This window comes from Amycolatopsis jiangsuensis (genome assembly GCF_014204865.1).
GTDB classification, from domain to species: domain Bacteria; phylum Actinomycetota; class Actinomycetes; order Mycobacteriales; family Pseudonocardiaceae; genus Amycolatopsis; species Amycolatopsis jiangsuensis.
Window position 1 is genome coordinate 5,877,993 of record NZ_JACHMG010000001.1, and the last position, 25,044, is coordinate 5,903,036.

25 protein-coding genes and 1 riboswitch are annotated in these 25,044 nt (G+C 71.3%); of the genes, 10 read left to right on the forward strand and 15 right to left on the reverse strand.

All coding sequences use genetic code 11. The features are described 5' to 3' along the window. Nucleotides 1-16 precede the first annotated feature (16 nt). Nucleotides 17-2,770: an AfsR/SARP family transcriptional regulator gene (locus BJY18_RS26650; protein WP_184782681.1), complete on the forward strand. Its 2,754-nt coding sequence runs from the start codon at nucleotides 17-19 to the stop codon at nucleotides 2,768-2,770. A gap of 27 nt (nucleotides 2,771-2,797) precedes the next feature. Then, entirely contained in the window at nucleotides 2,798-3,232 is a 435-nt protein-coding gene (locus BJY18_RS26655; protein WP_184782682.1) for a VOC family protein, read from the forward strand. A 373-nt stretch (nucleotides 3,233-3,605) separates the two neighbouring features. On the opposite strand, the gene BJY18_RS26660 is transcribed toward BJY18_RS26655, so the two are convergent. The 6 genes from BJY18_RS26660 to BJY18_RS26685 all read right to left on the reverse strand — a co-directional run bounded on the left by BJY18_RS26660 (nucleotide 3,606) and on the right by BJY18_RS26685 (nucleotide 7,981). Then, nucleotides 3,606-4,268, reverse strand: coding sequence for a hypothetical protein (locus tag BJY18_RS26660; RefSeq protein WP_184782683.1), 663 nt, complete (start codon nucleotides 4,266-4,268; stop codon nucleotides 3,606-3,608). Between the two features lie 138 nt (nucleotides 4,269-4,406). Beyond that, a complete protein-coding gene (locus BJY18_RS26665; RefSeq protein WP_184782684.1) occupies nucleotides 4,407-5,291 on the reverse strand; it encodes a hypothetical protein in 885 nt (294 codons plus the stop codon). Then, a complete protein-coding gene (locus tag BJY18_RS26670; RefSeq protein WP_184782685.1) occupies nucleotides 5,288-5,764 on the reverse strand; it encodes a DUF6932 family protein in 477 nt (158 codons plus the stop codon). The genes BJY18_RS26665 and BJY18_RS26670 overlap by 4 nt, the downstream gene beginning before the upstream one ends. A gap of 72 nt (nucleotides 5,765-5,836) precedes the next feature. After that, nucleotides 5,837-6,292: a LapA family protein gene (locus BJY18_RS26675; protein WP_184782686.1), complete on the reverse strand. Its 456-nt coding sequence runs from the start codon at nucleotides 6,290-6,292 to the stop codon at nucleotides 5,837-5,839. 6 nt (nucleotides 6,293-6,298) lie between these two features. Continuing rightward, nucleotides 6,299-7,033 (reverse strand): OmpA/MotB family protein, encoded by a 735-nt coding sequence (locus BJY18_RS26680; RefSeq protein ID WP_184782687.1) that lies wholly within the window; start codon nucleotides 7,031-7,033, stop codon nucleotides 6,299-6,301. 129 nt (nucleotides 7,034-7,162) lie between these two features. Then, nucleotides 7,163-7,981 carry an SGNH/GDSL hydrolase family protein gene (locus tag BJY18_RS26685; protein ID WP_184782688.1) on the reverse strand — a complete coding sequence of 273 codons (819 nt, stop codon included), beginning with the start codon at nucleotides 7,979-7,981 and terminating at the stop codon, nucleotides 7,163-7,165. A gap of 474 nt (nucleotides 7,982-8,455) precedes the next feature. On the opposite strand from BJY18_RS26685, the gene BJY18_RS26690 reads away from it, so the two are divergent. Then, on the forward strand, nucleotides 8,456-9,109 hold the full coding sequence (locus BJY18_RS26690) for a DUF3159 domain-containing protein (protein WP_184784855.1): 654 nt from the start codon (nucleotides 8,456-8,458) through the stop codon (nucleotides 9,107-9,109). A 124-nt stretch (nucleotides 9,110-9,233) separates the two neighbouring features. On the opposite strand, the gene BJY18_RS26695 is transcribed toward BJY18_RS26690, so the two are convergent. Both BJY18_RS26695 and BJY18_RS26700 read right to left on the reverse strand, forming a co-directional pair. After that, on the reverse strand, nucleotides 9,234-10,193 hold the full coding sequence (locus tag BJY18_RS26695) for an N-acetylglucosamine kinase (RefSeq protein WP_184782689.1): 960 nt from the start codon (nucleotides 10,191-10,193) through the stop codon (nucleotides 9,234-9,236). Then, nucleotides 10,190-11,233, reverse strand: a complete 1,044-nt coding sequence (locus BJY18_RS26700; protein ID WP_184782690.1) for an SIS domain-containing protein — start codon at nucleotides 11,231-11,233, stop codon at nucleotides 10,190-10,192. Before BJY18_RS26700 ends, BJY18_RS26695 begins: the two co-directional genes overlap by 4 nt. Nucleotides 11,234-11,390: 157 nt before the next feature. On the opposite strand from BJY18_RS26700, the gene BJY18_RS26705 reads away from it, so the two are divergent. Continuing rightward, complete coding sequence (locus BJY18_RS26705) at nucleotides 11,391-12,146, forward strand: GntR family transcriptional regulator (protein WP_184782691.1); 756 nt, start codon at nucleotides 11,391-11,393, stop codon at nucleotides 12,144-12,146. Nucleotides 12,147-12,156: 10 nt separating this feature from the next. After that, entirely contained in the window at nucleotides 12,157-13,839 is a 1,683-nt protein-coding gene (locus BJY18_RS26710) for an MFS transporter (RefSeq protein WP_312873968.1), read from the forward strand. A 76-nt stretch (nucleotides 13,840-13,915) separates the two neighbouring features. On the opposite strand, the gene BJY18_RS26715 is transcribed toward BJY18_RS26710, so the two are convergent. Then, a complete protein-coding gene (locus BJY18_RS26715) occupies nucleotides 13,916-14,860 on the reverse strand; it encodes a threonine ammonia-lyase (protein WP_184782692.1) in 945 nt (314 codons plus the stop codon). A 157-nt stretch (nucleotides 14,861-15,017) separates the two neighbouring features. Here BJY18_RS26715 and BJY18_RS26720 point away from each other — a divergent pair, with 157 nt between their 5' ends. Beyond that, complete coding sequence (locus tag BJY18_RS26720) at nucleotides 15,018-15,794, forward strand: hypothetical protein (protein WP_184782693.1); 777 nt, start codon at nucleotides 15,018-15,020, stop codon at nucleotides 15,792-15,794. Nucleotides 15,795-15,797: 3 nt separating this feature from the next. Here BJY18_RS26720 and thiE read toward each other — a convergent pair whose 3' ends face one another. Continuing rightward, the gene (gene thiE / locus BJY18_RS26725; protein ID WP_184782694.1) at nucleotides 15,798-16,463 is read right to left on the reverse strand and encodes a thiamine phosphate synthase; all 666 of its coding nucleotides are present in this window, start codon (nucleotides 16,461-16,463) and stop codon (nucleotides 15,798-15,800) included. Nucleotides 16,464-16,493: 30 nt separating this feature from the next. Beyond that, nucleotides 16,494-16,599, forward strand: a riboswitch (TPP riboswitch). Here thiE and thiO point away from each other — a divergent pair. The 3 genes from thiO to BJY18_RS26740 all read left to right on the forward strand — a co-directional run bounded on the left by thiO (nucleotide 16,585) and on the right by BJY18_RS26740 (nucleotide 18,640). After that, nucleotides 16,585-17,685 carry a glycine oxidase ThiO gene (gene thiO / locus BJY18_RS26730; RefSeq protein ID WP_312873969.1) on the forward strand — a complete coding sequence of 367 codons (1,101 nt, stop codon included), beginning with the start codon at nucleotides 16,585-16,587 and terminating at the stop codon, nucleotides 17,683-17,685. (Overlaps the previous riboswitch by 15 nt.) Continuing rightward, nucleotides 17,685-17,885, forward strand: coding sequence for a sulfur carrier protein ThiS (thiS, locus tag BJY18_RS26735; protein ID WP_184782695.1), 201 nt, complete (start codon nucleotides 17,685-17,687; stop codon nucleotides 17,883-17,885). The genes thiO and thiS overlap by 1 nt, the downstream gene beginning before the upstream one ends. 2 nt (nucleotides 17,886-17,887) lie before the next feature. Next, nucleotides 17,888-18,640, forward strand: coding sequence for a thiazole synthase (locus tag BJY18_RS26740; protein ID WP_281393707.1), 753 nt, complete (start codon nucleotides 17,888-17,890; stop codon nucleotides 18,638-18,640). Between the two features lie 11 nt (nucleotides 18,641-18,651). On the opposite strand, the gene BJY18_RS26745 is transcribed toward BJY18_RS26740, so the two are convergent. Further along, a complete protein-coding gene (locus tag BJY18_RS26745; protein WP_221457968.1) occupies nucleotides 18,652-19,611 on the reverse strand; it encodes an NAD(P)-dependent alcohol dehydrogenase in 960 nt (319 codons plus the stop codon). Between the two features lie 259 nt (nucleotides 19,612-19,870). Here BJY18_RS26745 and BJY18_RS26750 point away from each other — a divergent pair, with 259 nt between their 5' ends. Continuing rightward, complete coding sequence (locus tag BJY18_RS26750; protein WP_184782696.1) at nucleotides 19,871-20,302, forward strand: MarR family winged helix-turn-helix transcriptional regulator; 432 nt, start codon at nucleotides 19,871-19,873, stop codon at nucleotides 20,300-20,302. Between the two features lie 4 nt (nucleotides 20,303-20,306). Here the strand turns inward: BJY18_RS26750 and thiD (BJY18_RS26755) are convergent, their stop codons facing one another. From thiD (BJY18_RS26755) to thiC, 4 genes are all read right to left on the reverse strand, one after another. Then, nucleotides 20,307-21,140, reverse strand: a complete 834-nt coding sequence (thiD, locus tag BJY18_RS26755; RefSeq protein WP_184782697.1) for a bifunctional hydroxymethylpyrimidine kinase/phosphomethylpyrimidine kinase — start codon at nucleotides 21,138-21,140, stop codon at nucleotides 20,307-20,309. Nucleotides 21,141-21,263: 123 nt separating this feature from the next. Next, the gene (locus tag BJY18_RS26760; protein ID WP_184782698.1) at nucleotides 21,264-22,187 is read right to left on the reverse strand and encodes an NADP-dependent oxidoreductase; all 924 of its coding nucleotides are present in this window, start codon (nucleotides 22,185-22,187) and stop codon (nucleotides 21,264-21,266) included. Between the two features lie 151 nt (nucleotides 22,188-22,338). Next, nucleotides 22,339-23,160 carry a bifunctional hydroxymethylpyrimidine kinase/phosphomethylpyrimidine kinase gene (gene thiD, locus BJY18_RS26765; RefSeq protein WP_184782699.1) on the reverse strand — a complete coding sequence of 274 codons (822 nt, stop codon included), beginning with the start codon at nucleotides 23,158-23,160 and terminating at the stop codon, nucleotides 22,339-22,341. Next, nucleotides 23,157-24,812, reverse strand: a complete 1,656-nt coding sequence (gene thiC / locus BJY18_RS26770; RefSeq protein ID WP_281393708.1) for a phosphomethylpyrimidine synthase ThiC — start codon at nucleotides 24,810-24,812, stop codon at nucleotides 23,157-23,159. Before thiC ends, thiD (BJY18_RS26765) begins: the two co-directional genes overlap by 4 nt. Nucleotides 24,813-25,044: the final 232 nt, after the last annotated feature.

The following is a 25,044-nucleotide window of genomic DNA, read 5'->3' on the forward strand; positions in this document are numbered from 1 at the left end:
GGAGGTGCGCGCGAGCATGGCCGACGCCGGCGCGCGGGTCGAACTGCTCGGCCCGGTGCGGCTGCTCGACGGCGCCCGGACGGTCCCGATCGGCGGCCCCGCGGTCAAGGGACTGCTGGCCCTGCTCGCCCTGCGGGTGGGCAAGATCGTGCCGCTCGAGGAGATCATCGACGCGCTGTGGGGCCACGATCCGCCCGCCACGGCGCGGACCATCGTGCACGGCAACGTCTCGCACCTGCGCCGGATCCTGCGGCAGCTGCGGACCGGCCCGGTCGCGGAGATCCACACCAGCCCGCCCGGCTACCAGCTCGCCGTGGCACCCGAGCGGATCGACGTGCACCGTGCGCGGGCGTTGTTCGACCGCGCCACGCTCGAACCACCCGAGGGCGCGTCCCGGTTGCTGGCCGAGGCACTCGCGCTGTGGCAGGGCCCCGCCCTGTCCGGAGTGCCCGATTCGGTCCGTGCGCCGGAATTGGCGGATCTGCGGCTGGCGATCCACGGCGCGCGGATCGACGCGGATCTGCGGCTGGGCAGGCACAACGAGCTGATCGTGGAGCTGAGCCCGATCGTGCGGGCCGATCCGCTGGCCGAACGCACCGCCGCCCAGCTGATGCGGGCGCTCTACCACGCGGGCCGTCGCGGGGAGGCGCTCGAGCTGTATCGCACGGTTTTCCGCGCCACCCTGCGCACGCTCGGCGTGGAACCCGGCGTGGACCTGCGCTGGCTGCACGAGCGGGTGCTCAACGACGACCTCGTGGCGCAGGAGGACGCGGCGCCGGTTTCCGTGGTCGCCGCCGCGACGCCCGCGCAGCTGCCTCCCGCGTTGCCCGCGCTCGCCGGGCGCGAGGCCGACCTGGCCTGGCTCGACGGGCTGCCCGGCGGTGTCGCCGTGGTGTCCGGGACGGCCGGGGTCGGCAAGAGCGCGCTGGTGGTGTGGTGGGCGCATCGCGCGGCCCGGCATTTCCCGGACGGGGTGCTGTTCGCGTCGTTGCACGGGTTCGATCCGCACCACGCACCGCGGGAGCCGGGGGATCTGCTCGCCCAGTTCCTGCTCGGGCTCGGGGTGCCGGCCGACGAGGTGCCGGAGCCACTGCCCGAACGGGTCGCGCTGTACCGGTCGCTGATCGCCGGGCGCCGGATGCTCGTGCTGCTCGACGACGCGCGTTCGGCCGAACAGGTGCGTCCGCTGCTGCCGCCGGGCCCGGGGTCGAGGACGGTGGTCACCAGCCGGTCGCGGCTGGAAGCGCTGGCGGTGTCCGACGCGGCGAAGCTGCGGGTGCTGGGCACCCTCGCGGCCGACGACGCGGTGCGGGTGATCGAGGAGCTCGCCGGTCCCGCCGACTTCGACCTCAACCACGCGCTCGCCCGGCTGTGCGGGTACCTGCCGCTGGCGCTGCGGATCGCCGGTGCCCGGCTCGCCGCGAGTCCACAGTGGACCACCGAGGATCTGGTGGCGGAGCTGGGCAACGAACGGACCCGGCTGGCCGCGCTGGACGTGACCGGTGCCGACGACGGCGTGCGCGCGGCGTTCGACGTCTCGTTCCGCGGACTGCCCGGCGAGCTCGCGCACACGTTGCTGCGACTCGGCGCGGTGCCCGGCAGGCAGATCGGCCCGCACCTGGCCGCGGCGGTCGCGGAGATCCCGGTGGCACAGGCCCGGCGCGAACTGCGCACGCTCGCCGCGCAGAGTCTGCTCACCGAAACCGCGCGTGATGTCTTCGCGCCTCATGACCTCGTCCGGCTGTACTTGCGCGACCTGGCGGAAACGGAGCTGACCCCGCAGGAGCGTGCGGCTGTCCTGGACCGCGCGGTGCGCTACTACCAGGCGGCGTCCGACACCGCGCGCCGGAAGATGCTGCGTATCGTCGACCCGCTCGACCTGACCGGTCTCGTCGCCCCCGAATCGCTTCCGCCGCTGCGCACGTTCGACGAGGCGCAGGACTGGTTCGCCGCGGAATGGCCCACTTTGCTGGCGGTGCTGGACGCCGCGTACGCGCGGCAGCGGTACGCCGACGTCTGGCGGCTGGCGCGCGTGGGGCACACCTATCGGGTGGTCTGCCCGCTGTACGAGGACTGGAGCCGCCTCGTCGACATCGGGCTGGGCGCTGCCGAGGCCGCGGACGAACCGCTCGGGGTCTGCTGGATGCTGATCTCCCGATGCGCGATCGCGCTGACTTTCGAGCTGTCGCGAGGAAGTCTCGAGGACGCCGAACGCGCGGTCGCGCTGGCGGGCGAGCTGGGCGACGAACGGTCGCTGGCCGTGGCGAGGATCCACCTCGGCAGCGTGCTGACGCTGCTCGGCCGTTACGACGAGGCGATCGCGTGCCTGCTGGAAACCGCCGCTGAGGCGGAGCGGGCCGGCGACCTGGAGCTGCGCGGGCAGGCGCTCAACAACTGCGCGGAGACCGAGAAACGTGCCGGCCGTACGGTCGAGGCGATCGGACACGAACTGGCGTCGCTGGAAATCGACCGCGAACTCGGCGACGACAGTTACGCGGTGGTATCCCTGAACAACCTCGCCGAACTCCACCTGGACATCGGCGAGCTGGACACCGCGGAACGCTATGCGACCGAAGCGGTTTCGCTTGCCGTGACGCGACAGTTCGAGCTGCAGGAAGGAATTCTGCGGGTCACGCTGGCCCGGATCCTGCGTGCGAAGCCGGCGGTCGGCCAGGCCCGCGCGGAATACGGGCGGGCGCTCGACCTGTACGAGCGAATGAATCCTCGGCACATTCAGGCACTGCGGCAGGAAGCCGCGGAGCTGAATTAGGTTGCGGCTCCCGTTAGGCTGACGCTCATGGGGTCGGTGAAGCAGTTTCAGGTCACTTTCGATTGTGCGGAACCCGAGCGGGTCGCCCGCTTCTGGTGCGACGTGCTGGGGTACGTGGTGCCGCCACCCCCGGAGGGGTTCGCCACCTGGACGGACTTCGATCGCTCACTTCCGCCGGAGCACCAGGGTTCGGCGTTCGCCTGCGTCGATCCCACCGGGGTCGGCCCGCGGCTGTTCTTCCAGCGCGTCCCCGAAGGCAAGGTCGTCAAGAACCGGGTGCACCTCGACGTGCGGGCCGGCACCGGGCTCGTCGGGGACGAACGCCTCGCCACCCTCGAGGCCGAATGCACGCGGCTGGTCGCGCTCGGCGCGGTCCGCGTGCAGCTGCTGGCCGCCGACGGTGTGGAAGAGTCCTGCATCGTGATGCAGGACGTCGAGGGCAACGAGTTCTGCCTCGACTGAGGATCTTGTTCACCCACATTTTCCCAGGTCAGGACGGTTCTGGTCGGGCATCCTTAGTGAATTCTTAGCCGCCCGGCGACCGGCGCGCGTAGGGTCGGCCGCGTCGCCGGTGGAGCCCTAGGGGAGGGGCAGGCTGGGAAACCGGCACCGGACCCGTCGCCACGCGATGGGGACGGGTCCGCGGAATCGCCAGGAGCGGTTCGGTGGCGGTTGGCCGGCCGAGATGGGGGTTAGGCCGGCCGGCCGCCAGGCCCGATGGGGCCCGCTCCGGCGATGGACGTGAACACGCCGGCCGCCAGGTCCGGTGATGCGCCGGTGGATGCGCGTACGTCAGGCCGGATGGCGTCCCGGCGGATCAGCGGCGCACCCGGGATCAGTCGACGTTGGCCGTGCACAGGGCGATGGTCGTGCCGTCGTTTTCGGCGACGGTCTGGCCGTCGACGACGATGGCGCAGCTGATCTGGTTGGTCACGCCGCCGTTGGCGGTGTCGGCGGTGACCGAGAGGATGGGGGCCCCGCCGTCGTAGGAGGCGTGGCCGTGCCACTGGTCGGTGCTCGCCGGGGCCGAGTCGGTGCGCTGGTCGTCCAGCGTGCCGTAGCGGACGGTCGCTCCACCGGCGGAAGTCACCACGAAATCGACCGTATGCGAATCACCCGATACCGGCGGAATGTGCAGTTCGCTGGAGCGTGGCGTGCCGAACATCGACGGGTACAGCAGTGTCGCGCCGTACAGCAGGGCCGCCAGCACCGACAGCACCACGCCGGTCGACGCGACGGCGAGCCCGCGCATCCGGCCCCGCGCGGCCAGCACCGCACCGATCACCCCGGCCAGCAGCCCGACCCCGGCGACCAGCCACGCGACGTACCCGTGCTTCGGCAGGAACGCCACCCCGGCCGCGGCCAGCCCGCACGCGACGGCCACGCCTCCCGGCACGTTCGCCCGCCTCGGCGGCCTCGGTGCGTGCTGCGGATCGGCGGGGACGGTCGGCCGGCCGTGCCGCGGTGGCGCGGCAGGACGCGGCGGATGGGGGGTCATGCGGACGCCTTCCGGGTCGGAGTGCGACGACGCTAACCCAGAAGCCGCCGTTCCGGCCGAAATCGTTACCGACTGATAATGTCATTCCTTGACCGCGTACCGGACCATATCGTCATTTCCCGTCCGGTGCGGTGCAATTCAATGATCGAAAAGACTGACCTCGGGCGTGATCTCCAGCAGCTCGTGCACCGGGCGGCCGCGGCGCCCGTCGATCGTCGTCGTGCGCACGACGCGCAACCGCGCGGTCACCGGACGGTCGAGGTTTTCCTTGATCTGGTCGAGCAGATCCGGTGCCACCGCGCCCTGGATCGTGCCGCCCGTTTCGCGCTCCAGGTAGAAGATCCGCCGCCGGGTGCGTACGCCGTCGAGCCGTCCGGTCACGGTTTCGTACCCCACCGCCTCGCGTGATTCGCGCAGGCTGCCCTGCAGTACCCGGGCCTGTTCGGTGGTCACGCTGCGGGTGACCTGCTCGCCCGCGGTCGGGGTGAGTGCCATGCCGATGCCGGCGTGTTTGCTCACCGCGTTCACGATGTCGCTCACCGCGTTGCGCACGGTGTCGCGCTGCAACAGGATCGCGTCCAGTGCGCCGTCGTCGGAACCGTTGGCCGGCAGGATTTCGCAGAGTTCCTTCACCGCGCGCTCGGACAGCGTTTCGATGCCGTCGTGGATCAGCGCGTCCTCGGGCGCGGGTTCCGGGAAGCCGAAGAAGATCGCGTTGCCCGCCTGTCCTTTTTGGATCAACGGCGCCTTGTCCCGGTCCGCGGGCTGGACGAAAGTGACCTCATTGGACGGATTGCGGATGATGTGCCCGACCTTCGCCGTGGCGTCCTGCAGTGCCCGGCTGATGTCGGAAAAGGTGTACGCGTCGAGATGTGTTTCGCCGATCATCGACACGTGCAGCAGCGGTGCGCGCGAGGTGCGTTCGAACTTCGCGTTCGCCGCCATCGCCGAGGCCCGCGCCAGATCGTCCAGCCAGGTGCCGCCGGGGATCTCGTCGGCGATCCGCCGGAACTCGTTCCTCACCACACCATCTCCGGAATACCGCGGCCGCCCTCGGCCCACACCGATTCCCACACGTCCTCGTCGCCAGGACGGCACAGGAAGCCGTCGAGGATCCCGCCGACCGGCTGGATCTGATCGAGGTACATCGCGGGTTGCCCGACGATCACGCCACGCAGCGTGAGCAGGCCGTACAACGCGGTACGCCCGCTGTCGTCGAGCCTTTTGAGCGCACCCCAGTCGTCCGGGAGCAGCACCACGTCGACGCCGGGCGGCGGGTACGAGGTCCGGGTCACGAAGGCGCCGCCGAGCCAGGCGCGCCCGGAAGTGATCACCCGTCGGGCGACCCCGAGGTAGCTGTTGAGGGCGCTGAACAGGATTTCGCGCTCGTTCTGGTGCGGTGCGTCGTACACCAGCCGCTCGTAGACGTCGGCCAGGTCGGCGTCGTGCCGGCCGGGAGGCAGCAGGTGGTGCGGGGTCCAGTGCGGGAGCGCCATCGGACCTCCTGACCTCGTCCGGGCCTCCTCGGCGCCCGCTCACCGTGCGTAGCCGAATCTACCAGGTGGGTGTCAGCCACTGCGTCCAGGTCGGCGTTGCGCGGGTTCGTCCTCGTGGGGCCAGTCGTCCGCGTACTCCTCGTCCGCGGGCCAGTCAAGCTCTCCGGACAGCCGCGGCTCGGGTTCGGGGTAGCCGACGGCGTCCCGCGGCGGGTACGGCTCGTCCGGGTCGATCTCCGGGTAGTCGTTGTAGACGCGGCCGGGGTCCTCCTCGTGGTAGCCGGAATCGTGGTAGCCGAAGTCGTCGTGCGGGCTTTCCTCGACCGGCGGGAGGTAGTGCGTTTGCTCGGCGTCGGTCGGGGCGGGGGGTTCCGCGGGGGGACGCGACGGTTCCGGCCGGGCGGCCTCGGTCGCGCCGGCACCCTCGGCCCGGGGCCGGGCCATCCGGGTGAGCAGCCACATCACCGCCGCCCCGAGCAGGAACGAGACGAGCAGCCACAGCCAGATCTGCCCGAAGAGCCACAGCATCCGCCATCACCTCTGTTCGACTGTGATCTCGACGCGCCGGTCGTCGTCCGAGCCGGAGCCCTCCGGCGTGGTGCTGGTGCCGAGCGCGAGCAGCCGGTCGGCCGGCACGTCCTCGCGGATCAGCAGCCGCACCACCGTCAGCGCACGGTTGCGGGAAAGCTTGCGCGCGGCACTGCGGCCACCCGGACCGTCCGCGACGTGCCCGGTGATGCGGTAGCGCAGGCTGTTCGGGGCATCGCGGAACAGCGGCGCGAGCTCTCGGGCGGCCTTCTCGCCTTCGTCGGTGAGCCGCGCGCTGTCCGGTTCGAAGGTGATCGGCGTGTCCGCGAGCTTCCGGTCCAGTTCGGCCTGGATGCCGGCCCGATCGGTCGGCGGCGTGGACGGCGGGGCGGGCGAACTCGGCGGTGGGCTGCTCGGCGCCGCGCTGGTGCTGGGCATCGGCGGCGACGTGGCCGGCCCGGCACCGCCGGACGCCTGCGCCGATTCGACCCCCTCGACGCCCTGCACGATGCCGAGCGCGCGGCCGCTCTGTTCGGCGGGGACACCTTCGAGGGTGGCCTGCCTGCCGGAGAACCGGACCTCGCCACCTCGAATGCCCGCCGAATCCAGCGCCGAGCGAGCGCGGCCGGCGAGGTCGGCCTCGATGCCGTCCGCCCGCAACCAGGTGGCCAGACCCGCGAGCAGCGCCGTGACCAGCACCGCGACGGGGATCAGGCGAAACCACCCACGTGCACCGGACATAAAGGGACCATAGGCCCGCCCCGCCCGGTTGGCGACCTGGTGACGGCCGCCGTTCGGGTGGCGATGGCCTGGCCCACGCGGTCGCGCGCGAGCCCGGCCACCCTCAACTGCCGCGGCGCGGCGCGGCGGTCAGGACGCGGTGGCGTTGTTCCGCATCTCGAGGTCCAGCGGGACGCTCTCGGCGGGCAGCAGGGGCGCGAGCTGGGGGCGTTTCGGGGAGAGGCCGTCGCCCATCGACTCGCCTCGGAGCTGGCGGCGGATCCAGGGCAGCAGGTGCACCTTGGTCCAGGTGAGGTCCGAGCGGCGGGAGTTGATCCAGGTGGCCGGCTCGGTGCTCACCGGGTACGGGTCACGCCAGTCCTCGGTGACCGGGACGCCCAGTACCTCCGCCGTGAGCAGGGCGATCCGGCGGTGCGCGTCCGGTGTGAAGTGCAGCCGGTCGTCGCTCCAGGCACGGCGGTCGTGCAGCGGGGCCATGGTCCACAGGTCGACCATTTTCGCGCCGTGCCGGGCCGCGATCGCCCACAGGTGGGTGTTGTAGATGGCGACCTTGCCGCGGAGCACGCTCATCACCGACAGCGCCTTGGTGTCCGGGCCGTTGAAGATCACCACCGGGATGCCCGCCTCGCGCAGCGCGGCCACCCCGGCCTCGAACCGCGCGGCGATGGCGTCCACGTCCGCGCCGGGCACGATCACGTCGTTGCCGCCAGCACACAGGGTGACCAGATCGGGTTTGAGTTCGAGTGCGATCGGGAGCTGCTCCGCCATGATCTCGTCGAGCATCTTCCCGCGCAGCGCCAGGTTCGCGTACTGGAACCCGGGCTCCCCACCAGCCAGCATCTGGGCCAGCCGGTCGGCCCAGCCGCCGAAAGTGCCGTCGTCCCGCTCGTCGTTGAGGCCTTCGGTGAAGCTGTCGCCGACCGCCACGTAACTGTCGATCCCGAACACGCTGGGTTCCCCTTTCCCGTCGTCCCGCCTGTCCCCGGTAGTTGTTGTACACCACAACTAACAGTCGGACGTCCCCATATCCTTCCTCCCGGCCACCCTCGGTTCAGCCGGATTTCAGAGCTTTTTACCTTGTCGGCCCGCACCGCCTGGGCATTACGGCACTTTCGGGCGGCCGGAACCGCCCGAAGGCCGGACAACGCGGGACAGGTCTGTGGCGAAGGTCTCGGCATCTGGGGCCGGCACCAGCACATACGGCAGGCTGGGAACGTGACGGACGAAACCGGCGCCACCCCCGCGGACACCGAGCAGACCGGCGCGGTGAACCAAGCCAGTGCGGCCGGGCAGGCCGGCACCGGAAGGCAGGCGGACGCCGAGCCGGCCGACACGGACGCCGGCATCGACCGGACCGCTGCCGCGTCCGGCAGTACCGACCCGACCGACTCGACCGACTCGACGTCCGACGGTGTCGACCGAATCACCACCGCCAAGCCCGAACGTGAGTCGCTCACCCAGATCCTCGGTGGGCGGCGCGGGGCGATCGACGCCAGTATTCCGCCGTTCGCGTTCGTCGTCGGGTGGCTGGCCACCGGGCGGTCGATCTCGTGGGGGGCGATCGTCGCGATCGGGGTCGCGGTGGTGCTCGGCGGCTACCGGCTGCTGCGCGGGGACAAGGCGCGCGCGGTGGTGGTGAGCCTCGCCGCGGTGGTGATCGCCGCGTTGATCGCCTTGCACACCGGGCGTGCGGAGGACTTCTTCCTGCTGCAGCTGCTGTCGAACGCGGCGAGTGCGCTGCTGTTCGCGGCGAGCGTGGTGGTGCGCTGGCCGTTGCTCGGCGTGATCGTGGGATTGCTGCTGGGGCAGAAAACCCGTTGGCGGCGCGATCCCGCGCTGCTGCGCGCCTATTCGTGGGCGAGCTGGGTGTGGGTGCTGCAGTACCTGCTGCGCGTGGTGGTCTACGGGCTGCTGTGGTGGGCCGGACAGGTGGTGGCTCTCGGGGTGGCGCGCACCGTGCTCTCCTGGCCGCTGGTCGCCGCGACCGTGGCGGTGAGCGGCTGGGTGCTGTACAAGGCCCTGCCCGACGACCACCCCGGTCTGCGGCCGGCCCGCGCCGAACCACCGGGCACATGAGGACACCCAGGACATGAGGCGGCCCCCGGCGAGGGGGGAGGGTCCGGGGGCCGGTTCCTACGGTACCTGGCCCCGAGGGGTTGAGTCGACGTTTTCGCCCCAACCGGTCGGCTTTTGGTGGAAGTCAGTCCCGGCGGGGCCGGGGTACGCCCTCGCCCCAGGCGTCCACAGCGGCCAGCCATGCCGCGCCGAGAACACCATCGGAGCTGGTCAGGACGTCGAATCCGGCGAGCTGGGCACGCACCTGCGTGCCGACCGGGCTGTCCCCGGCGAGCACGCTGCCGACGAGCACGATCGGGGTTTTTTCTTCCGGCTCGCGCGTGGCGCGCGCCGTTTTCACCAACTGTGCAGCGGCCTGGGTCACGATTTCCGTAGCCACCGGGTCTCCGGCGTGCGCCGCGGCACTCACCAGCGGGGCGAACCGGGCCAGCCGCACCGGGGGTTCGGCGTTGGCCCGGGTGATCAGCGCCCGCGCGAGGGCGAGCCGGGCCGGACCGTCCGAAGTGGTGCCGTCCACTGCGGACGGTCCGAACGCCTCGGCCAGCACCGCGGCGGGGAGCCCGGCGAGGTCGAAGCCGCGTTCCAGCGCGGTCAGCGTGGCCCGTACCGCCTCGCGGCCGAGCCAGAACGCCGAACCCTCGTCCCCGAGCAGCCATCCGTGCCCGCCGGCGGTCGCGGTCATCCGGCGACCGCGGATGCGGCCGGCGATGGAACCGGTCCCGGCGACGAGCACGGTGCCGTCCGGCGCGGACGTCGCCGAGGCGTAGGCGACCTCGGCGTCGGCGATCGTGCGGACGACGTCGCCGAGCCCGATCCTTTTCCATGCCGCGATGAAATCCGCGGCGACCGCCGGATCGCCCAGTTTGCTCACCCCGGCCATCCCGATCACGGCGGCGGCCACGTCGTGGCGGCCCGCCAGCGCCGAGGAGATCGCGCCGGCGATCCGCGCGGCGGCCGCGGCCGGCGCGTGCGCGTTGGGGTTCGCACCGCCGTCCGAGGCCGAGCCGAGTACGGCGCCGGTGGCGTCGACCACGATCGCGCGGGTCGACGTACCACCGGCGTCCACGCCGACGACCACACTCACCGGGTTTTCGTCACTTTCAGCAGTCCGCGCGGGCTGTCCGGGTCACCGCCGCGGGCGAGGGAGAGCCCGAGCGCGATCCGCTGGATCGGCAGCACCTCCAGTACCGGCGCCAGCTCCTCGGCACTCGGCGCGACCGGGATACCCAGTGCTGCGGGCATGTCCGCAGCCGCGGAACCGACCGCGAGCACGTCCGCACCGCGTTCGCCGACGGCTTCCAGCACCTCGCGCATCGCCTCGCCGCCGCGACCAGCGCTGGTGGCGGCGAGTACCGCGGTTTCCCCGTCGACGGCCGCCACCGGACCGTGCAACAGGTCCGCACCGCTGTACGCGCGGGCCGCCAGGTAACTCGTCTCGGCCAGCTTGAGCGAGCCTTCGAGCGCGGTCGCGTAGGAGTAGCCGCGGCCGGTGGTGAGCACCCGGTCCACGAAGCGGTACCGGTCCACCGCCCGCTGCACCCCTTCGGCCGAACCGTCGAGCGTCCGCTGGGCCAGCTCGCCGATCCGCTCGGCGTCCTCGCCCTTGCCGCCGCGGACCGCGTCGATGAAGAGATACAGCGCGAGCAGCGTCGCCGAGTACGTCTTGGTCGCGGCCACCGCCTTCTCCACCCCGGCGCCGATGTCCACGCCCAGCTCGGCCGCCGCGCGCAGCGGTGAATCCGGGGTGTTCGTGACCGATACCGTCAGTGCGCCCTGACGCCGGGCAGCCTCGGTGACCTCGATCAGGTCTGGGGAACCGCCGCTCTGGCTGACGGTGACGAACAGCACGTCGCGCAGGTCCGGACGGGCGCCGTACAGGGTCGCGGTGGACGGGGAGACCAATCCGGCGGGAAGGCCGAGAAGTACCTCGATCAGGTATTTCGCGTACAACGCCGCGTGGTCGCTGGAACCGCGGGCGGCGAGCAGTGCGAAACGCGGCGGCTTTTGTGAAATCTTTTCAGCTACATCCGCGATTCCGGCCCGCCGCTCGACGAGCCCGGCCAGTACGGCAGGCTGCTCGGAGATTTCCGCGGCCATGTGCTCGCCGGGATGTTGTCGGGTCATCACTTTCCTCTCCGCCGGGACGGGGATGCCCCGGATGGTCTGCGCGGCGTGCAATCAGGTCTAGACCAATGTTAGCCGGGCGCGGCACACCGGGAGAAGAGTACGTTTCTTGACGGGGACGTGGCGCGTTGGTGAGGCGAGACTGAGGGAGTGGGTCATGCTGGAGACATCCCCCGCGGGCGAGGCGGGGACCACGGCGGGTGTGCGCGGACAGCGCGAACCCAAGTACTGGGCGTTGAAGCAGCATCTGCTGGACCTGCTGGACGCGCTGCCACCGGGCTCTCCGATCCCGACGGAACGGGCGCTGGCCGGTGAGTTCACCGTGTCGCGCACCACCGTGCGCCAGGCGCTGGCGGACCTGACCGCCGAAGGCAGGCTGCACCGGGTGCAGGGCAAGGGCACGTTCGCCGCCGAGCCGAAACTCGCGCAGCGGCTGCAGCTGTCCTCCTACACCGAGGACATGCGCAAGCAGGGCCTGAAACCGTCGTCGAAACTGCTCGAGCTCGAAGAGCTGCCGGTCGAGGGCGAACTCGCGAAACTGCTCGGGATCCGCAACGGGGCGAAGATCCTGCGCCTGCGCCGACTGCGGCTGGCCGATTCCCAGCCGATGGCGCTGGAGACCACGCATCTGCCGCTGGGCCGTTTCCGCGGGCTGCGCAAGCACATCACCGCGGGCGGTTCGCTGTACGCGGTGCTGCGGGAGCACTACGGAGTGGAGCTGGAACGTGCCGAGGAGACCATCGAAACCTCGCTCGCCGGTCCGCAGGAAGCGGAGATGCTCGGCTCGGACGTCGGCATGCCGGTCATGATGCTCACCCGGCATTCCTTCGCCACGGACGGAAAACCGGTCGAGTTCGCGCGCGCGGTCTATCGAGGGGACCGCTACAAGTTCGTCACGACGCTCCAGCCGTGACGACCTGCCGGTGACCTGGCCCGGGCACCCCGGCATCCGCTGGGGCACAGGGGCCGCGCGCGGGGTGCTGTGGACGACCATCCTCGGTTCCGGGATGGCCATGCTCGACGGCACGATCGTGAACGTCGCGCTCCCGCGGATCGGCGAGGAGCTGCAGGCCTCGGTGGCCGGGCTGCAGTGGATCCTGGACGGCTACCTGCTCGCGCTCGCCGCGCTGATCCTGGTCGCCGGCACGCTCGGTGATCGTTACGGTCGCCGGCGCGTGTACCTGGCCGGCGTGGTGTGGTTCGGGCTCGCCTCCGGTCTGTGCGCGGCCGCCCCGTCCACCGAACTGCTGGTGGTCTTCCGGATTCTGCAGGGCATCGGCGGGGCACTGCTCACGCCCGGGTCGCTGGCCATCCTGCAGGCGTCGTTCTCCCGTGCGGACCGGGCCAGGGCGATCGGGGCGTGGTCCGGGCTGGGCGGGATCGCCTCCGCGGCCGGCCCGCTGCTGGGCGGGCTGCTCGTACAGGCGTGGTCGTGGCGGCTGGCGTTCCTGATCAACCTGCCGCTGGCCGTCGTGGTGGTGCTGATGGCGCGCCGGTTCGTGCCCGAGTCCCGCGATCCCTCGGCCACCGGGCATCCGGACTACCGGGCCGCCGCGATCGGCGCTCTCGGCCTCGCCGGGGTGACCGGCGCGCTGGTCGAGGCGCCGGTACGCGGAATCGGCGACCCGGTCGTGCTGGTCGCGCTCGTGGCCGGGGTGCTCGGCCTCGGGTTGTTCGTCCGGCTCCAGCGCCGCGCGGCCGAGCCGCTGGTACCGCCCGCGCTGTTCCGCGACCGCACGTTCACGCTGTCCAACGCGCTGACCTTCGTGGTCTACGCGGCGCTCGGCGGCGTGATGATGCTGCTGGTGCTCCAGTTGCAGGTGTCGCTCGGTTATCCGCCGACCCTGGCCGGGCTCGCCGGGCTGCCGATCACGATCATCATGCTCCTGCTGTCCGGTCGTTCCGGCGCGCTGGCGCAGCGGATCGGCCCGCGGACCCAGCTCGTGCTCGGGCCGATCGTGGTCGGTGCCGGGATGCTGCTGCTGACCCGCGTCGGGCCCGGTTCGTCCTACCTCGGTTCGGTGCTGCCCGCGGTGGTGGTCTTCGGACTGGGGCTGGCCACCGTGGTGGCCCCGGTGACGGCGACGGTGCTCGCCGCGGCCCCGGACCGCTACGCCGGCGCCGCCTCCGGAGTCAACAACGCGATCGCCCGATCGGGTGGACTTCTGGCCGTGGCGGTGCTGCCCGCGGCGGCCGGACTGACCGGAGCCGCCTACCGCGATCCAGTGGCGCTGACCGCGGGCTGGCGGACGGCGCTGATGATCTGCGCGGTACTGGCGGTCGCCGGCGGCCTGATCGCACTGGGCATCCACAACGGCGTGCTCGGCGGTGCGGGGCCGGATGACTCGTCGCGGCAAGGAGACGCCCCGCGGCGGGAGGATTCCGCGCGGCCGGACGATGGCCAGCGACCACGCGACGATGCGCGACGGGACGGTCAGGGGCCACACGACGACTCGCGACGCCGCGATGGTGCGCGACGCGGCGGTGGCGTGCATTCGGGTGAGTTCTCGCGGCGGGACGAGTCGCCGCATCCGGGTGAGTGCTTGCACTGCGGGGTGGAAGGGCCGCCGACGCACGTCCATCCGGGCGGTCACGGGCCGTCCTGAGCCGTCTGGTGCGGGCAGCACACCCCGGCTTCGCGGAGCTGGGGTGTGCTGCCCGGATCCGTGGGTAGCCGGGGCGTTATGCGAGCAGTTCGGTCAGCAGTGCCGGGTCCAGGTTGCCGCCCGAGACGATGGCGACGGTGCGGCCGCCGGGCAGTTCGGAGGTGTGGTGCAGGTACGCCGCCGGTGCGGTGGCGCCGCTCGGTTCCACGACCAGCCGGGAGCGCAGGGCCAGCGTCCGCACGGTCCGGCGAATCTCGTCCTCGCTCACCGTGATGATGCCGTCGAGCACCTTCTGCAGGTGGGCGAACGTGAGGTCGGACGGCTGGGCGCGCTGGCCGTCCGCGATGGTGCGGGCCCGGTCAGCCATCGGCCATTCGACCCGGCGCCCCTCGCGGAGGCTCTCCTCGGCGTCGGCGGCCAGCTCCGGTTCCACGCCGTAGACCTTCGCCGCCGGGCACCGCTGCTTGACCGCGATGCCGACGCCGGAGGCGAACCCACCGCCGCTGACCGGAACCAGCACGGTGTCCACTTCCGGCAGGTCAGCGGCGATTTCCAGGCCCGCGGTGCCCTGTCCGGCGATCACGTCCGGATGGTCGAACGGCGGGACCAGGGTCAGGCCGCGCTCGCGGGCGAGCTGGGCGGCGACCGGCGCCTGGTCGGCGAAGGGCACCTCGACCACCTCGGCGCCCCATTCGCGGGTCGCGTTCACCTTGAGGCGAGGCGCCGAATCCGGCACCACGATCACCGCCGGCACGCCGAACGCCTTGGCGGAGTAGGCGACTGCCTGTGCGTGGTTGCCGCTGGAGTACGCGACGACGCCGCGCGTCCGCTCGTTCTCGCCCAGCGCCGCGATCGCGTTGTAGGCGCCGCGGATCTTGAACGCCCCGATCGGCTGCAGGCTCTCGGGCTTCAGCCACAGCTGCCCCGGTGCCCAGTGCTGGCGCAGCAGAGGCGTGTGCACCGCGGTTCCCCGCACGCGCTCGGCCGCGGCCTCGATGTCGGAGATCGTCACGAATCGCATGTGGCGAGTATGTCAGGAAACGGTGAGCCATAGACCATCCATTGTGGACGGTCAACGTGGGCTCGCTCACGCCCACGCAACGCGGGGAGTTCCTCGCGCGACTTATTCGTTGGAACACGCGAGGGACAACGGGCGGGAATCGAAGCAGATCGGAATCATGAGCGAGGAGCAGAAGAACACTTCCGCGCAAGCGGAGAAGAAGGGCTTGCGGCCGGCCTCGGTGGCCGCCGCGGCGCTCGCCGCGGTCACCGCGGCCTTGCTGGGGTCGACGCTGGGGGTGGCGGGCACGGTCCTGGGCGCCGGGCTCGCGAGCGTCATCACCACCGTCGGCGGTGAGATGTACCTGCGTTCGCTGCACCGCACCCGCGACGCGGCGAAGAAGGCGCGCGACAAGCTCGCCACGGCCAGCCGTACGCGGGTCGGCCTCCATCCGGTCAGCGACCCGGGGGACGCGCCGACCATGCACCTGTCCACCGACCCGTCGGAAATGCCGACGGTGCGGATTTCGAAACTCGAGCCGACCGAACCGGAAGCCGACGAGAGCTTCGGCGACAAGCTCCGCAGGCTGCGTTGGCCATTGATCATCGTGACCAGCCTGGTGGCGTTCGTCGTGGCGCTGGGTATCGCAATCGGTGTCGACTTGGGCACCCAGGGCGGCGTGCCAAGTGGGTTGATCCCGCGGCATGACACCAGTCAGCAGGACACGCCGAAGGAAAGCACGCCGACCGAGTCGCAGGACGCGCCCGCGCCCTCGGACACCCCGACGGACACGCCGACCACGGCACCGTCCACGTCCACGTCCACGACCTCGCCGACCACCGAGACGTCGCCGACCTCGGACAGCGAGGCGCCGACGTCGACGACCGGTTCGTCCGCCCCGGAGAACACGCAGACGCAGACCGAGGAGGCACCGCCGTCGAACGCGACGCCGTGAGGCTCAGCCGAGCCGGGCGCGCAGGGACTCGGCGGCGGCCTTCGGGTCGTCGGCCTCGGTGAGCGCGCGGACCACGACGATCCGGGACGCCCCGGCGTCGAGCACGTCGGGCAGCCGCTGTCCGTCGATGCCGCCGATCGCGAACCACGGCCGGGTGGTGCCGCTCGTCGCGGTCGTGCGCACCAGGTCCAGGCCGGGTGCCGCGCGGCCCGGTTTGGTCGGTGTCGGCCAGCAGGGGCCGGTGCAGAAGTAGTCCACGCCGTCCTCGGCGGCGGCCGCGGCAGCCTGTTCGGCCGAATGGGTGGACCGGCCGATCACCACGTCGTCGCCGAGCACGCGGCGCGCCAGCGGCACCGGGATGTCGTCCTGGCCGAGGTGCAGTACGTCGGCGCCGACCGCGAGCGCCACGTCCGCGCGGTCGTTCACCGACAGCAGCGCCCCGTGCCGCGCGCACGCCTCGGCCAGCACCTCCAGCGCGGCGATCTCCTGCTTCGCCTCCAGCGGGGAGCCGCCTGTCTTGTCCCGCAGCTGCACGATGTCGACGCCGCCGGCGAGTACCGCGTCGGCGAATTCGGCGAGGTCACCACGGGTGGCGCGGGCATCGGTGCACAGGTACAGCCGGGCTTCGGCGAGCCGGGCGCGGATCTGGTCTCCGGTCAGGGCGGGCATGGCGGTGACGGTACCCGCGCGCTACGGTGGAGTGGTCCGCACGGGAGCCCGAGGCACGGGCTGAGAGGGAGCTGCCGCTCCGACCGTGGAACCTGATCCGGGTCATGCCGGCGCAGGGAGCGTGAGTGCGAAAGTGATTCCCGGCAAAGAAGATGTGACCGTCGTGGGTGGCGGGGTGATCGGGCTGTCCGTGGCCTGGCGGGCGGCCGTCCTCGGCAGGCGGGTCACCGTGGTCGACCCGGAACCGGTGCGTGGCGGTGCCTCGTGGCTGGCCGGCGGCATGCTCGCGCCGGTCACCGAAGCGTGGCCGGGCGAGGAGGACGTGCTCCGGCTGGGCGAGGCATCGTTGCGGCAGTGGCCGAAGTTCGCCCGGGACCTCACCGCCGACGGCGCCGATCCCGGCCTGGCCGAGCACGGCACCCTCGTGCTCGCCTTCGATTCCGCCGACGCCGGCTACCTCGACGTTCTCGCCGGGCACCTGCGCGCCCTCGGTCGCGACGCGCGGACGCTGACCGGCCGCGAGGCCCGGCGGCTCGCTCCAGGAGTCAGTGCAGTGCGCAGTGGGCTGCACGTGCAGGGTGACTTGGCCGTGGACAACCGGAAACTGCTCACCGCGCTGGCCGAAGCGGGCGCGCGGCGTGGTGTCGAGTTCCGCCGTGCGCGCCTGGAGAGCCTGGACGGCGTGCCTGGGCCGGTCGTGCTCGCCGCGGGTGCCTGGACCGGCCGGCTGCATCCACGGCTGGCGAACGCCGTGCGGCCGTTGAAGGGAGAGATCCTGCGGTTGCGGCCGCGGCGCGGCTGTCTGCCGCCTCCGCCGTACACAGTGCGCGCGATAGTCGAAGGCAAGCCGATCTACCTCGTGCCGCGCGCGGACGGTGAAGTGGTGCTGGGCGCGACGCAGTACGAAGCGGGCTACGACGAGGCCGTGACCGCGCGCGGCGTACGTGAGCTGTTGGAGGGCGCGGAGCGGATTCTGCCGGGCATCACCGAGTACGAGCTGGTGGAGACCGCCGCCGGGTTGCGGGCGGGAAGCCGGGACGCGTTGCCGTATATCGGCGAAGTCGGCGAAGGCGTGTACGCGGCCACGGGTCACCATCGCAACGGGCTGCTGATGGCGCCGGTGACCGCGGAGGCAGTGGTGGCGTGGCTGTCCGGCGAAGCGCCTCCGGATGAGGTCACTGCGGCGTCGCCCGCCCGTCTGGTGGAGAAGGAGCGAGTCTGATGGAGATCAAGGTCAACGGCCAGTGGCGGGAATTCCCGGACGGCAGCACCTTGTCCGAGGTTCTCGACGCGGTGGGCGCCCTCCGCCAGGGCGTGGCGGTCGCGGTGAACGGCGAGGTCGTGCGCCGCGGCGACTGGACCGCGTCCGTCGTGCCGAAGGGCGCGAACATCGACGTCCTCACCGCAGTGCAGGGAGGCTGAGTATGGACGACCTGATCATCGGCAGCCAGAAGTTCTCGTCGCGGCTGATCATCGGCACCGGTGGTGCCGCGAACCTCGATGTGCTGGAGCGCGCGCTGGTCGCATCCGGTACCGAGCTCACCACGGTGGCCATGCGCCGGGCGGATGCCGAGGGTGGCTCCGGCGTGCTGGAATTGCTGCGGCGCCTGGGCATCCAGCTCCTGCCGAACACCGCGGGCTGCCGGACCGCGGCCGAGGCCGTGCTCACCGCGCAGCTCGCGCGCGAGGCGCTGGACACGGACCTGGTGAAGCTGGAGGTGCACGCGGACGACCGCACGCTGCTGCCCGACCCGGTCGAAACGCTCGAAGCGGCGGAGCGGCTGGTTGGCGACGGGTTCACCGTGTTCGCCTACACCAACGACGATCCGGTGCTCGCCCTGCGGCTGGAGGAAGCCGGCTGCGCCGCGGTGATGCCGCTGGGCGCGCCGATCGGCACCGGGCTCGGTATCCGCAATCCGCACAACATCGAGCTGATCGTGGCGCGCGCGTCGGTACCGGTGGTGCTCGACGCGGGCATCGGCACCGCGTCGGACGCCACCCTGGCCATGGAGCTCGGCTGTTCCGCGGTACTGCTGTCGACCGCGGTGACCCGCGCGACGGACCCGGAACGCATGGCGTCGGCGATGCGCTCCGCGGTGGAGGCGGGCTACCTCGCCCGCGGAGCCGGCCGGGTACCGCAACGGTTCTGGGCACAGGCTTCGAGCCCGCCGCGCTGAAGCTCCCGCGGCTAGATCTCGACCACGATCTTGCCGCGTACCCCGCCGTTTTCCAGTGCGCGGTGCGCGTCGGCGATCCGCGAGAGCGGGAACACCCGGTCGACCTGGGGCCGGAGCGCGCCGGTCCGCACCAGACGGCCCAGTTCGGCCAGCAGCGGGCTGCGTGGGTTTCCACTGAAGAAGCGGATCGGCCGGGTGCGGCGCAGGGAGTTCGCGAGCAGGTAGCCGACCGAGGAGGCCAGGTGGTCGGCGTCGAACGAGATCGCGACCATCCGCCCGCCGGGGGTGAGCAGCCGGTGCACCGCGGCCAGGTCCGTGCCGGCCGTGTCCAGGATGACGTCGAACCGGCCGAGCTCACCCGGCGCGCGGAAGTCGACGGTCCGGTAGTCGATGGCCCGGTCCGCTCCGAGTTCCTTCACCAGGTCCAGGTTCGCCGCACCGGCCAGCCCGGTCACGTGCGCGCCCATCTCCTTGCCGAGCTGCACCGCGACGTAGCCGACGCCGCCGCTCGCGCCGCGGACCAGCAGCCGTTCACCGGGGGCCAGCGCGGCCTTGTCCCGGAACCCGGTGAGTGCGGTGGTGCCGGCGAGCAGTGCCACCGCCTGCGCCGGGTCGAGCCCGGCGGGCAGGTGGTCGAGATGGTCGGCGGCGACCGCGACGTACTCCGCGGCCGTGCCCATCCGCCGGCCGATCATCCCCCACACCGCGTCGCCCGCGGAGAACCGGCTCGAACCGGGCTCGACGACCTCACCCGCCAGGTCGACGCCGGTCCGCTTGGGGAACCGGTTGCCGGAGAACGGCCGCAGCTTCCCGGCCCGCATCATCACCTCCCCGCCGTTGACCGAGGACGCGCGCACTCGGACCAGCACCTCGCCGGGACGCACGGCGGGCAGCGGACCGGTGGTCTCGTACAGCACGTCGGCCGGGCCGTACCGATCGTAGGCGGCGAACCGCATTGAAGTGGAGGTCATGCCTCCATGAGTAGCGCGGAAACCGGACGGGGGCATCCGGTACGGCCGAAGTGAGAAACACCCACCGCGCGGAGCCTCGCTTCACGGCCGGTCGGTGCGTGGTCCGGGTCTCGGTCCGGTCCCGGTTCGGCCGCGCGAAAACCTCACTTCGGCGATTTCGCCCGCGCTTGACGCGGACCCAGCACCGGTAGGCCGTATGGTTGACCGCACCTTTCCGGCGCACCCTTGCGGCGGGCACCAGCGTCAGGAGGAGCCGACCGTGACTCTTTCCTCGGTCCAGGACGTATCCGGCAGGCTGTACCTGGCGGTCGGGCGGCTTTCGCGGTCGCTGCGGCAGGTCGGGGTGCCGGGGCCAGGGCACGGCGCGATCTCCGCGCTCGCCACCCTCGTGCACTTCGGTGAGCTGCGGCTCGGCGACCTCGCCGCGAAGGAGGGCGTCGCGGCGGCCACCATGTCCCGCATCGTGGCCACGCTCGTCGAGGCCGGTTACGTCACGCGCGAATCCGATCCGGTCGACCGCAGGGCCTGGCTCGCGCGCGTCACGGAGGAGGGCGAGCGACTCGTGTCCGGCGTGCGATCCTCTCGCGTCGTCGAGCTGAACCGCCGTCTCGACCGGCTCAGCCCGGACGCACGGGAGGCACTCACCGCCGCGTTGCCCGCGCTGGAAGCCCTCATCTCCGACGAGAGCTGAACGGCTACCGTTCTTCCGGCGCCAGCCGCCAGAACGCGGACACCGGCCCGACCTTCGCGCCCATCGGGTACGAGTGCTCGACCGCCTGCGAGACGAACCACTTGCCGTAGCGCGCGGCTTCGACCATCGACATGCCCTTGGCCAGCCCTGCGGTGAGCGCGGAGGCCATCGTGTCGCCGGCCCCGTGCGTGTGCGGGGTCCGGTAGCGCGGACCGGGCAGCTCCACGAAGGTCGAACCGTCGAACAGCAGGTCAACGCATTCCGGGTCGGACACGAGATGACCGCTTTTGACCAGCACGTACTGCGGGCCCAGCCGGTGCAGCACCGCAGCCGCGGTACGCATGCCCTCGCGGTCGGTCACGGTCATCCCGGTGAGCAGGCGGACCTCGTCGAGGTTCGGGGTCACCAAGGTGGCACGCGGCAGCAGCTCGTCCCGGAGCGCGGCGAGCCCGGCGTCGTCGAACAGCGGGTGACCGGTCATCGAGGCGGCCACCGGGTCGACCACGAACGGGACCGCCGCGCCGCGGCCGATGCCCGCCTTGTCGCAGGCACCCGCCACGGCGTGGATGATCTCCGCGGACGCAAGCATGCCGGTTTTCGCCGCGTGCACGCCCATATCCGAGGCGACCGCCTCGATCTGCCCGGCCACGATGTGCGGCGCCACGTCCGCGCGGTCGTGCACGCCCAGCGTGTTCTGCACGGTCACCGCGGTGACCGCGACCAGGCCGTGTACGCCGCAGGTCAGGAACGTGCGCAGATCGGCCTGCAGTCCGGCCGCGCCGCCGGAGTCCGATCCGGCGATGGTGAGGGCCGAACGCGGGCTGGGTTCTTCGGGCATGGTGGCTTCCGGCTTCTGATCTGGTCCATCTGGTCAGCTGTGCTTCCCGCACAGTCCATCACGGTGGCACAGCGTGGTGGACCGTGCCCAGGGGAACAAGCACCGTGCGACCGTGAGTCCACATCAGACAGTAAGGACGAGCTTGCCCGTCACACGGCCCGCTTCTCCGGCTTCATGGGCCTTTCCGGCGTCCTCGAGCGGAAACGTCCGGTCCACGTGCACCTTCAGCGCGCCGCGTTCGATCAGCTCGACGAGACCTCGCAGGCCGACCTGGTCCGGCTCGACCAGGAGTGACGACGTGCGTACGCCGTGTTTCGCCGCTTCCGTCGCGACGCTGCCGGCCACCCCGCTGGGCACGCTGACCACCAGTCCGCCTTCCTTGACCCCGGCCAGCCAGCGCAGGTCGCTGCTTTCGCCGACCAGGCCGAACACGAGGTCGAGGTCGTCGGCGGTGGCGTTCTCGTCGCGGTAGTCGATCGGCTCGTCCACGCCGAGCTCCCGCAGGAACCCGTGTTTCGCCGCGCTGGCCGTGCCGAGGACGTGGGCGCCGCGAGCCTTGGCGATCTGCACCGCGAGGTGGCCCACGCCGCCTGCTGCCGCGTCCACGAGCACGCGCTGTCCACTGCGGACGTTCGCGACGTCCACCAGGCCCTGCCACGCGGTCAGCCCAGCCAGTGGCAGTCCGGCAGCCTCCACATGGGACAGCCCGGCGGGCTTGCGCACGAACTGCCGCGACGGCGCCGTCACGTATTCCGCGTACGCGCCCGCCTCGCGGGGAAACCACGGCATGCCCAGCACCTCGTCACCCTCACGCAGGCCGGTGGCACCGAATCCGGCCTGCTCGACGACCCCGGAGACGTCCCAGCCGAGTGTGTAGGGCGGCTTGCCCATGAACACCTCCTGCGCCCGAGACTTCCAGTCGACCGGGTTGATGCCGGCAGCGTGCACCCGCACCAGCACCTCGGTCGGACCCGGCTCCGGACGGTCCACCTCGACCAGTCGCAGCACCTCGGGCCCGCCGAACTCCCGCTGGGTCACCATCCGCATGTCGGTCCTTCTCCTCTTCGATCGTTTCCGGTGGTGTTCCCGATCGTCGGTGAGATAGTCACTGTTCGCCGGCAAGTGGACAGCGCTCGTGCCGGGTGCGCTGGAGCAGCGGCCGTACCGCTTTCGGCGAACCGCGCCGGGTCGCCGGGCTTCAGGCGTCGCCGAGACGCCAGAACGGTGACACCGGGCCGACTCCGGCGCCGAGTGGATACGCTTCGGCAACGCATCGCTCGATGAACCGCTTCGCCTCGGTCACCGCGGTGGGCACGTCCGCGCCCTTGGCGAGCGACGACGTGATCGCCGACGCCATCGTGTCGCCGCCGCCGTGGGTGTTGTTCGTCGCGATGCGCGGGCCGGACAGCTCGATCGGCTGGGTGCCGTCGGTGAGCAGATCCACGCAGTCCTCGCCGTCGCGCAGGTGCCCGCCCTTCACCAGCACCCACTGCGCGCCGAACTCCAGCAACGCCTCCGCCGCGGCACGCCGGCTCGCCGCGTCGACGACCTCGATCCCGGTGAGCAGGCGTACCTCGTCGAGGTTCGGCGTGATCACCGTGGCCCTCGGGAACAACTCGGTGCGGATCGCCTCCAGCGCCTCCTCGCGCAACAGGGCGTGCCCGGTCATCGACGCGGCCACCGGATCCACGACGAACGGGGTGTCCGTGCCACGTCCGATGTGGACCTCGTCGAGTGTCTTCGCCACCGCCTGGATGATTTCCGCGGTGGCCAGCATGCCGGTCTTCGCCGCGTGCACGCCCATGTCCCCGGCGACCGCCTTGACCTGCGCGGTGACCACGTCGGCCGGGATCTCGGTGAAACCCTGTACGCCCAGCGAGTTCTGCACGGTGACCGCAGTCAGCGCGACGAGCCCGTGCACGCCGTTCGCGAAGAACGTGCGCAGGTCCGCCTGGATGCCTGCACCACCGCCGGAATCGGATCCGGCGATGGTGAGGGCGGTGCGGGGAGTGGCGGTCACTGTCCGACCACGGGCAGGTAGACCTTGCCGCCCTGGTCGGAGAACTCCGCGGACTTCTCGGCCATCCCGGCCTCGATGGCCTCCACAGTGGACAGACCGTGTTCCTCGGCGTACTTGCGCACGTCCTGGGTGATCCGCATGGAGCAGAACTTCGGCCCGCACATGGAGCAGAAGTGTGCCGTCTTGGCCGGTTCCGCGGGCAGCGTCTCGTCGTGGAACGACCGGGCGGTGTCCGGGTCGAGCGACAGGTTGAACTGGTCGTTCCAGCGGAATTCGAAGCGGGCCTTGGACAGCTCGTCGTCCCACTCCTGCGCGTGCGGATGGCCCTTGGCCAGATCCGCGGAGTGCGCGGCGATCTTGTAGGTGATCACGCCGGTCTTCACGTCGTCGCGGTTGGGCAGGCCCAGGTGCTCCTTCGGCGTGACGTAGCACAGCATCGCGGTGCCGTACCAGCCGATCTGCGCCGCGCCGATCGCGGAGGTGATGTGGTCGTAAGCAGGGGCGATGTCCGTGGCGAGGGGGCCGAGCGTGTAGAACGGCGCCTCACCGGTGAGCTTTTCCTCCAGCTCCACGTTTTCCTTGATCTTGTGCATCGGCACGTGACCCGGGCCTTCGATCATCACTTGCACGTCGTGCTCGCGGGCGATGTGCGTGAGCTCGCCGAGCGTCTCCAGTTCGGCGAACTGCGCGCGGTCGTTCGCGTCCGCGATCGAGCCGGGCCGCAGTCCGTCGCCGAGGGAAAACGTGACGTCGTACTCGCGCAGGATCTCGCACAGCTCGGAGAAATGCGTGTACAGGAAGGATTCCTGGTGGTGCGCCAGGCACCACGCTGCCATGATCGACCCGCCGCGGCTGACGATGCCGGTGACCCGCTTCGCGGTGAGCGGCACGTAGCGCAGCAGCACGCCGGCGTGCACGGTCATGTAGTCCACACCCTGCTCGCACTGCTCGAGCACGGTGTCGCGGTAAACCTCCCAGGAAAGCTTTTCCGGGTCCCCGTCGACCTTTTCCAGCGCCTGGTACATCGGCACGGTGCCGACCGGGACCGGGGAGTTGCGCAGCAGCCATTCCCTGGTCTCGTGGATCCGCTTGCCGGTGGACAGGTCCATGATCGTGTCCGCACCCCAGCGGGTGGCCCAGACCATCTTGTCGACCTCTTCCTCCACCGAGGACCAGACGGCCGAGTTGCCCATGTTGGCGTTGACCTTCACCAGGAAGTTCTTGCCGATCACCATCGGCTCGCTCTCCGGATGCCGGTGGTTGGCCGGGATGACCGCGCGCCCGCGGGCCACCTCGTCGCGCACGAACTCCGGCGAGCACCGTTCCCGTGCCGCGACGAACTCCATCTCCCTGGTGATCACCCCGGCTTTCGCCCAGCCGAGCTGGGTGTCCGGCGTTCTCCCGTCGGCCCAGCCGGTCCGCAGCGGATGAAGTCCACTGTGGACGTCGATGGTCGCGTCCGGGTCGGTGTAGGGCCCGGACGTGTCGTACACGTCGAAGTGCTCCCCGTTCGACAGGTCGATCCGCCGCACGGGCACCCGCAGGCCGGACTCGGTCTGGTGGTGGACCTTGCGGGAACCGGTGATCGGGCCGGTGGTCACCGACGGGGCGATGTCAGCCTGGCCATCGTGCTTGTTTTCCAGCGTCGTCAACGACGTTCACTCCCTACGCCGGCATTACCCGGTCAGGTTCATGCGGTCGGCGGCACCGGGTGTCCACGAGACAGACACCAGCCGCCCTCTCAGCCCGCCAAGGCGCGAGCTCCCGCGGTTGTGGAGTTGAGCTTGCGCTTCGACCATGCCACGCCGGATCGGGTCGGCACAACCCTGCCGCCGCGCGGGTCGCCCGTCCGCCGCGGCTATATACGAGGTGTATAAACCCGAG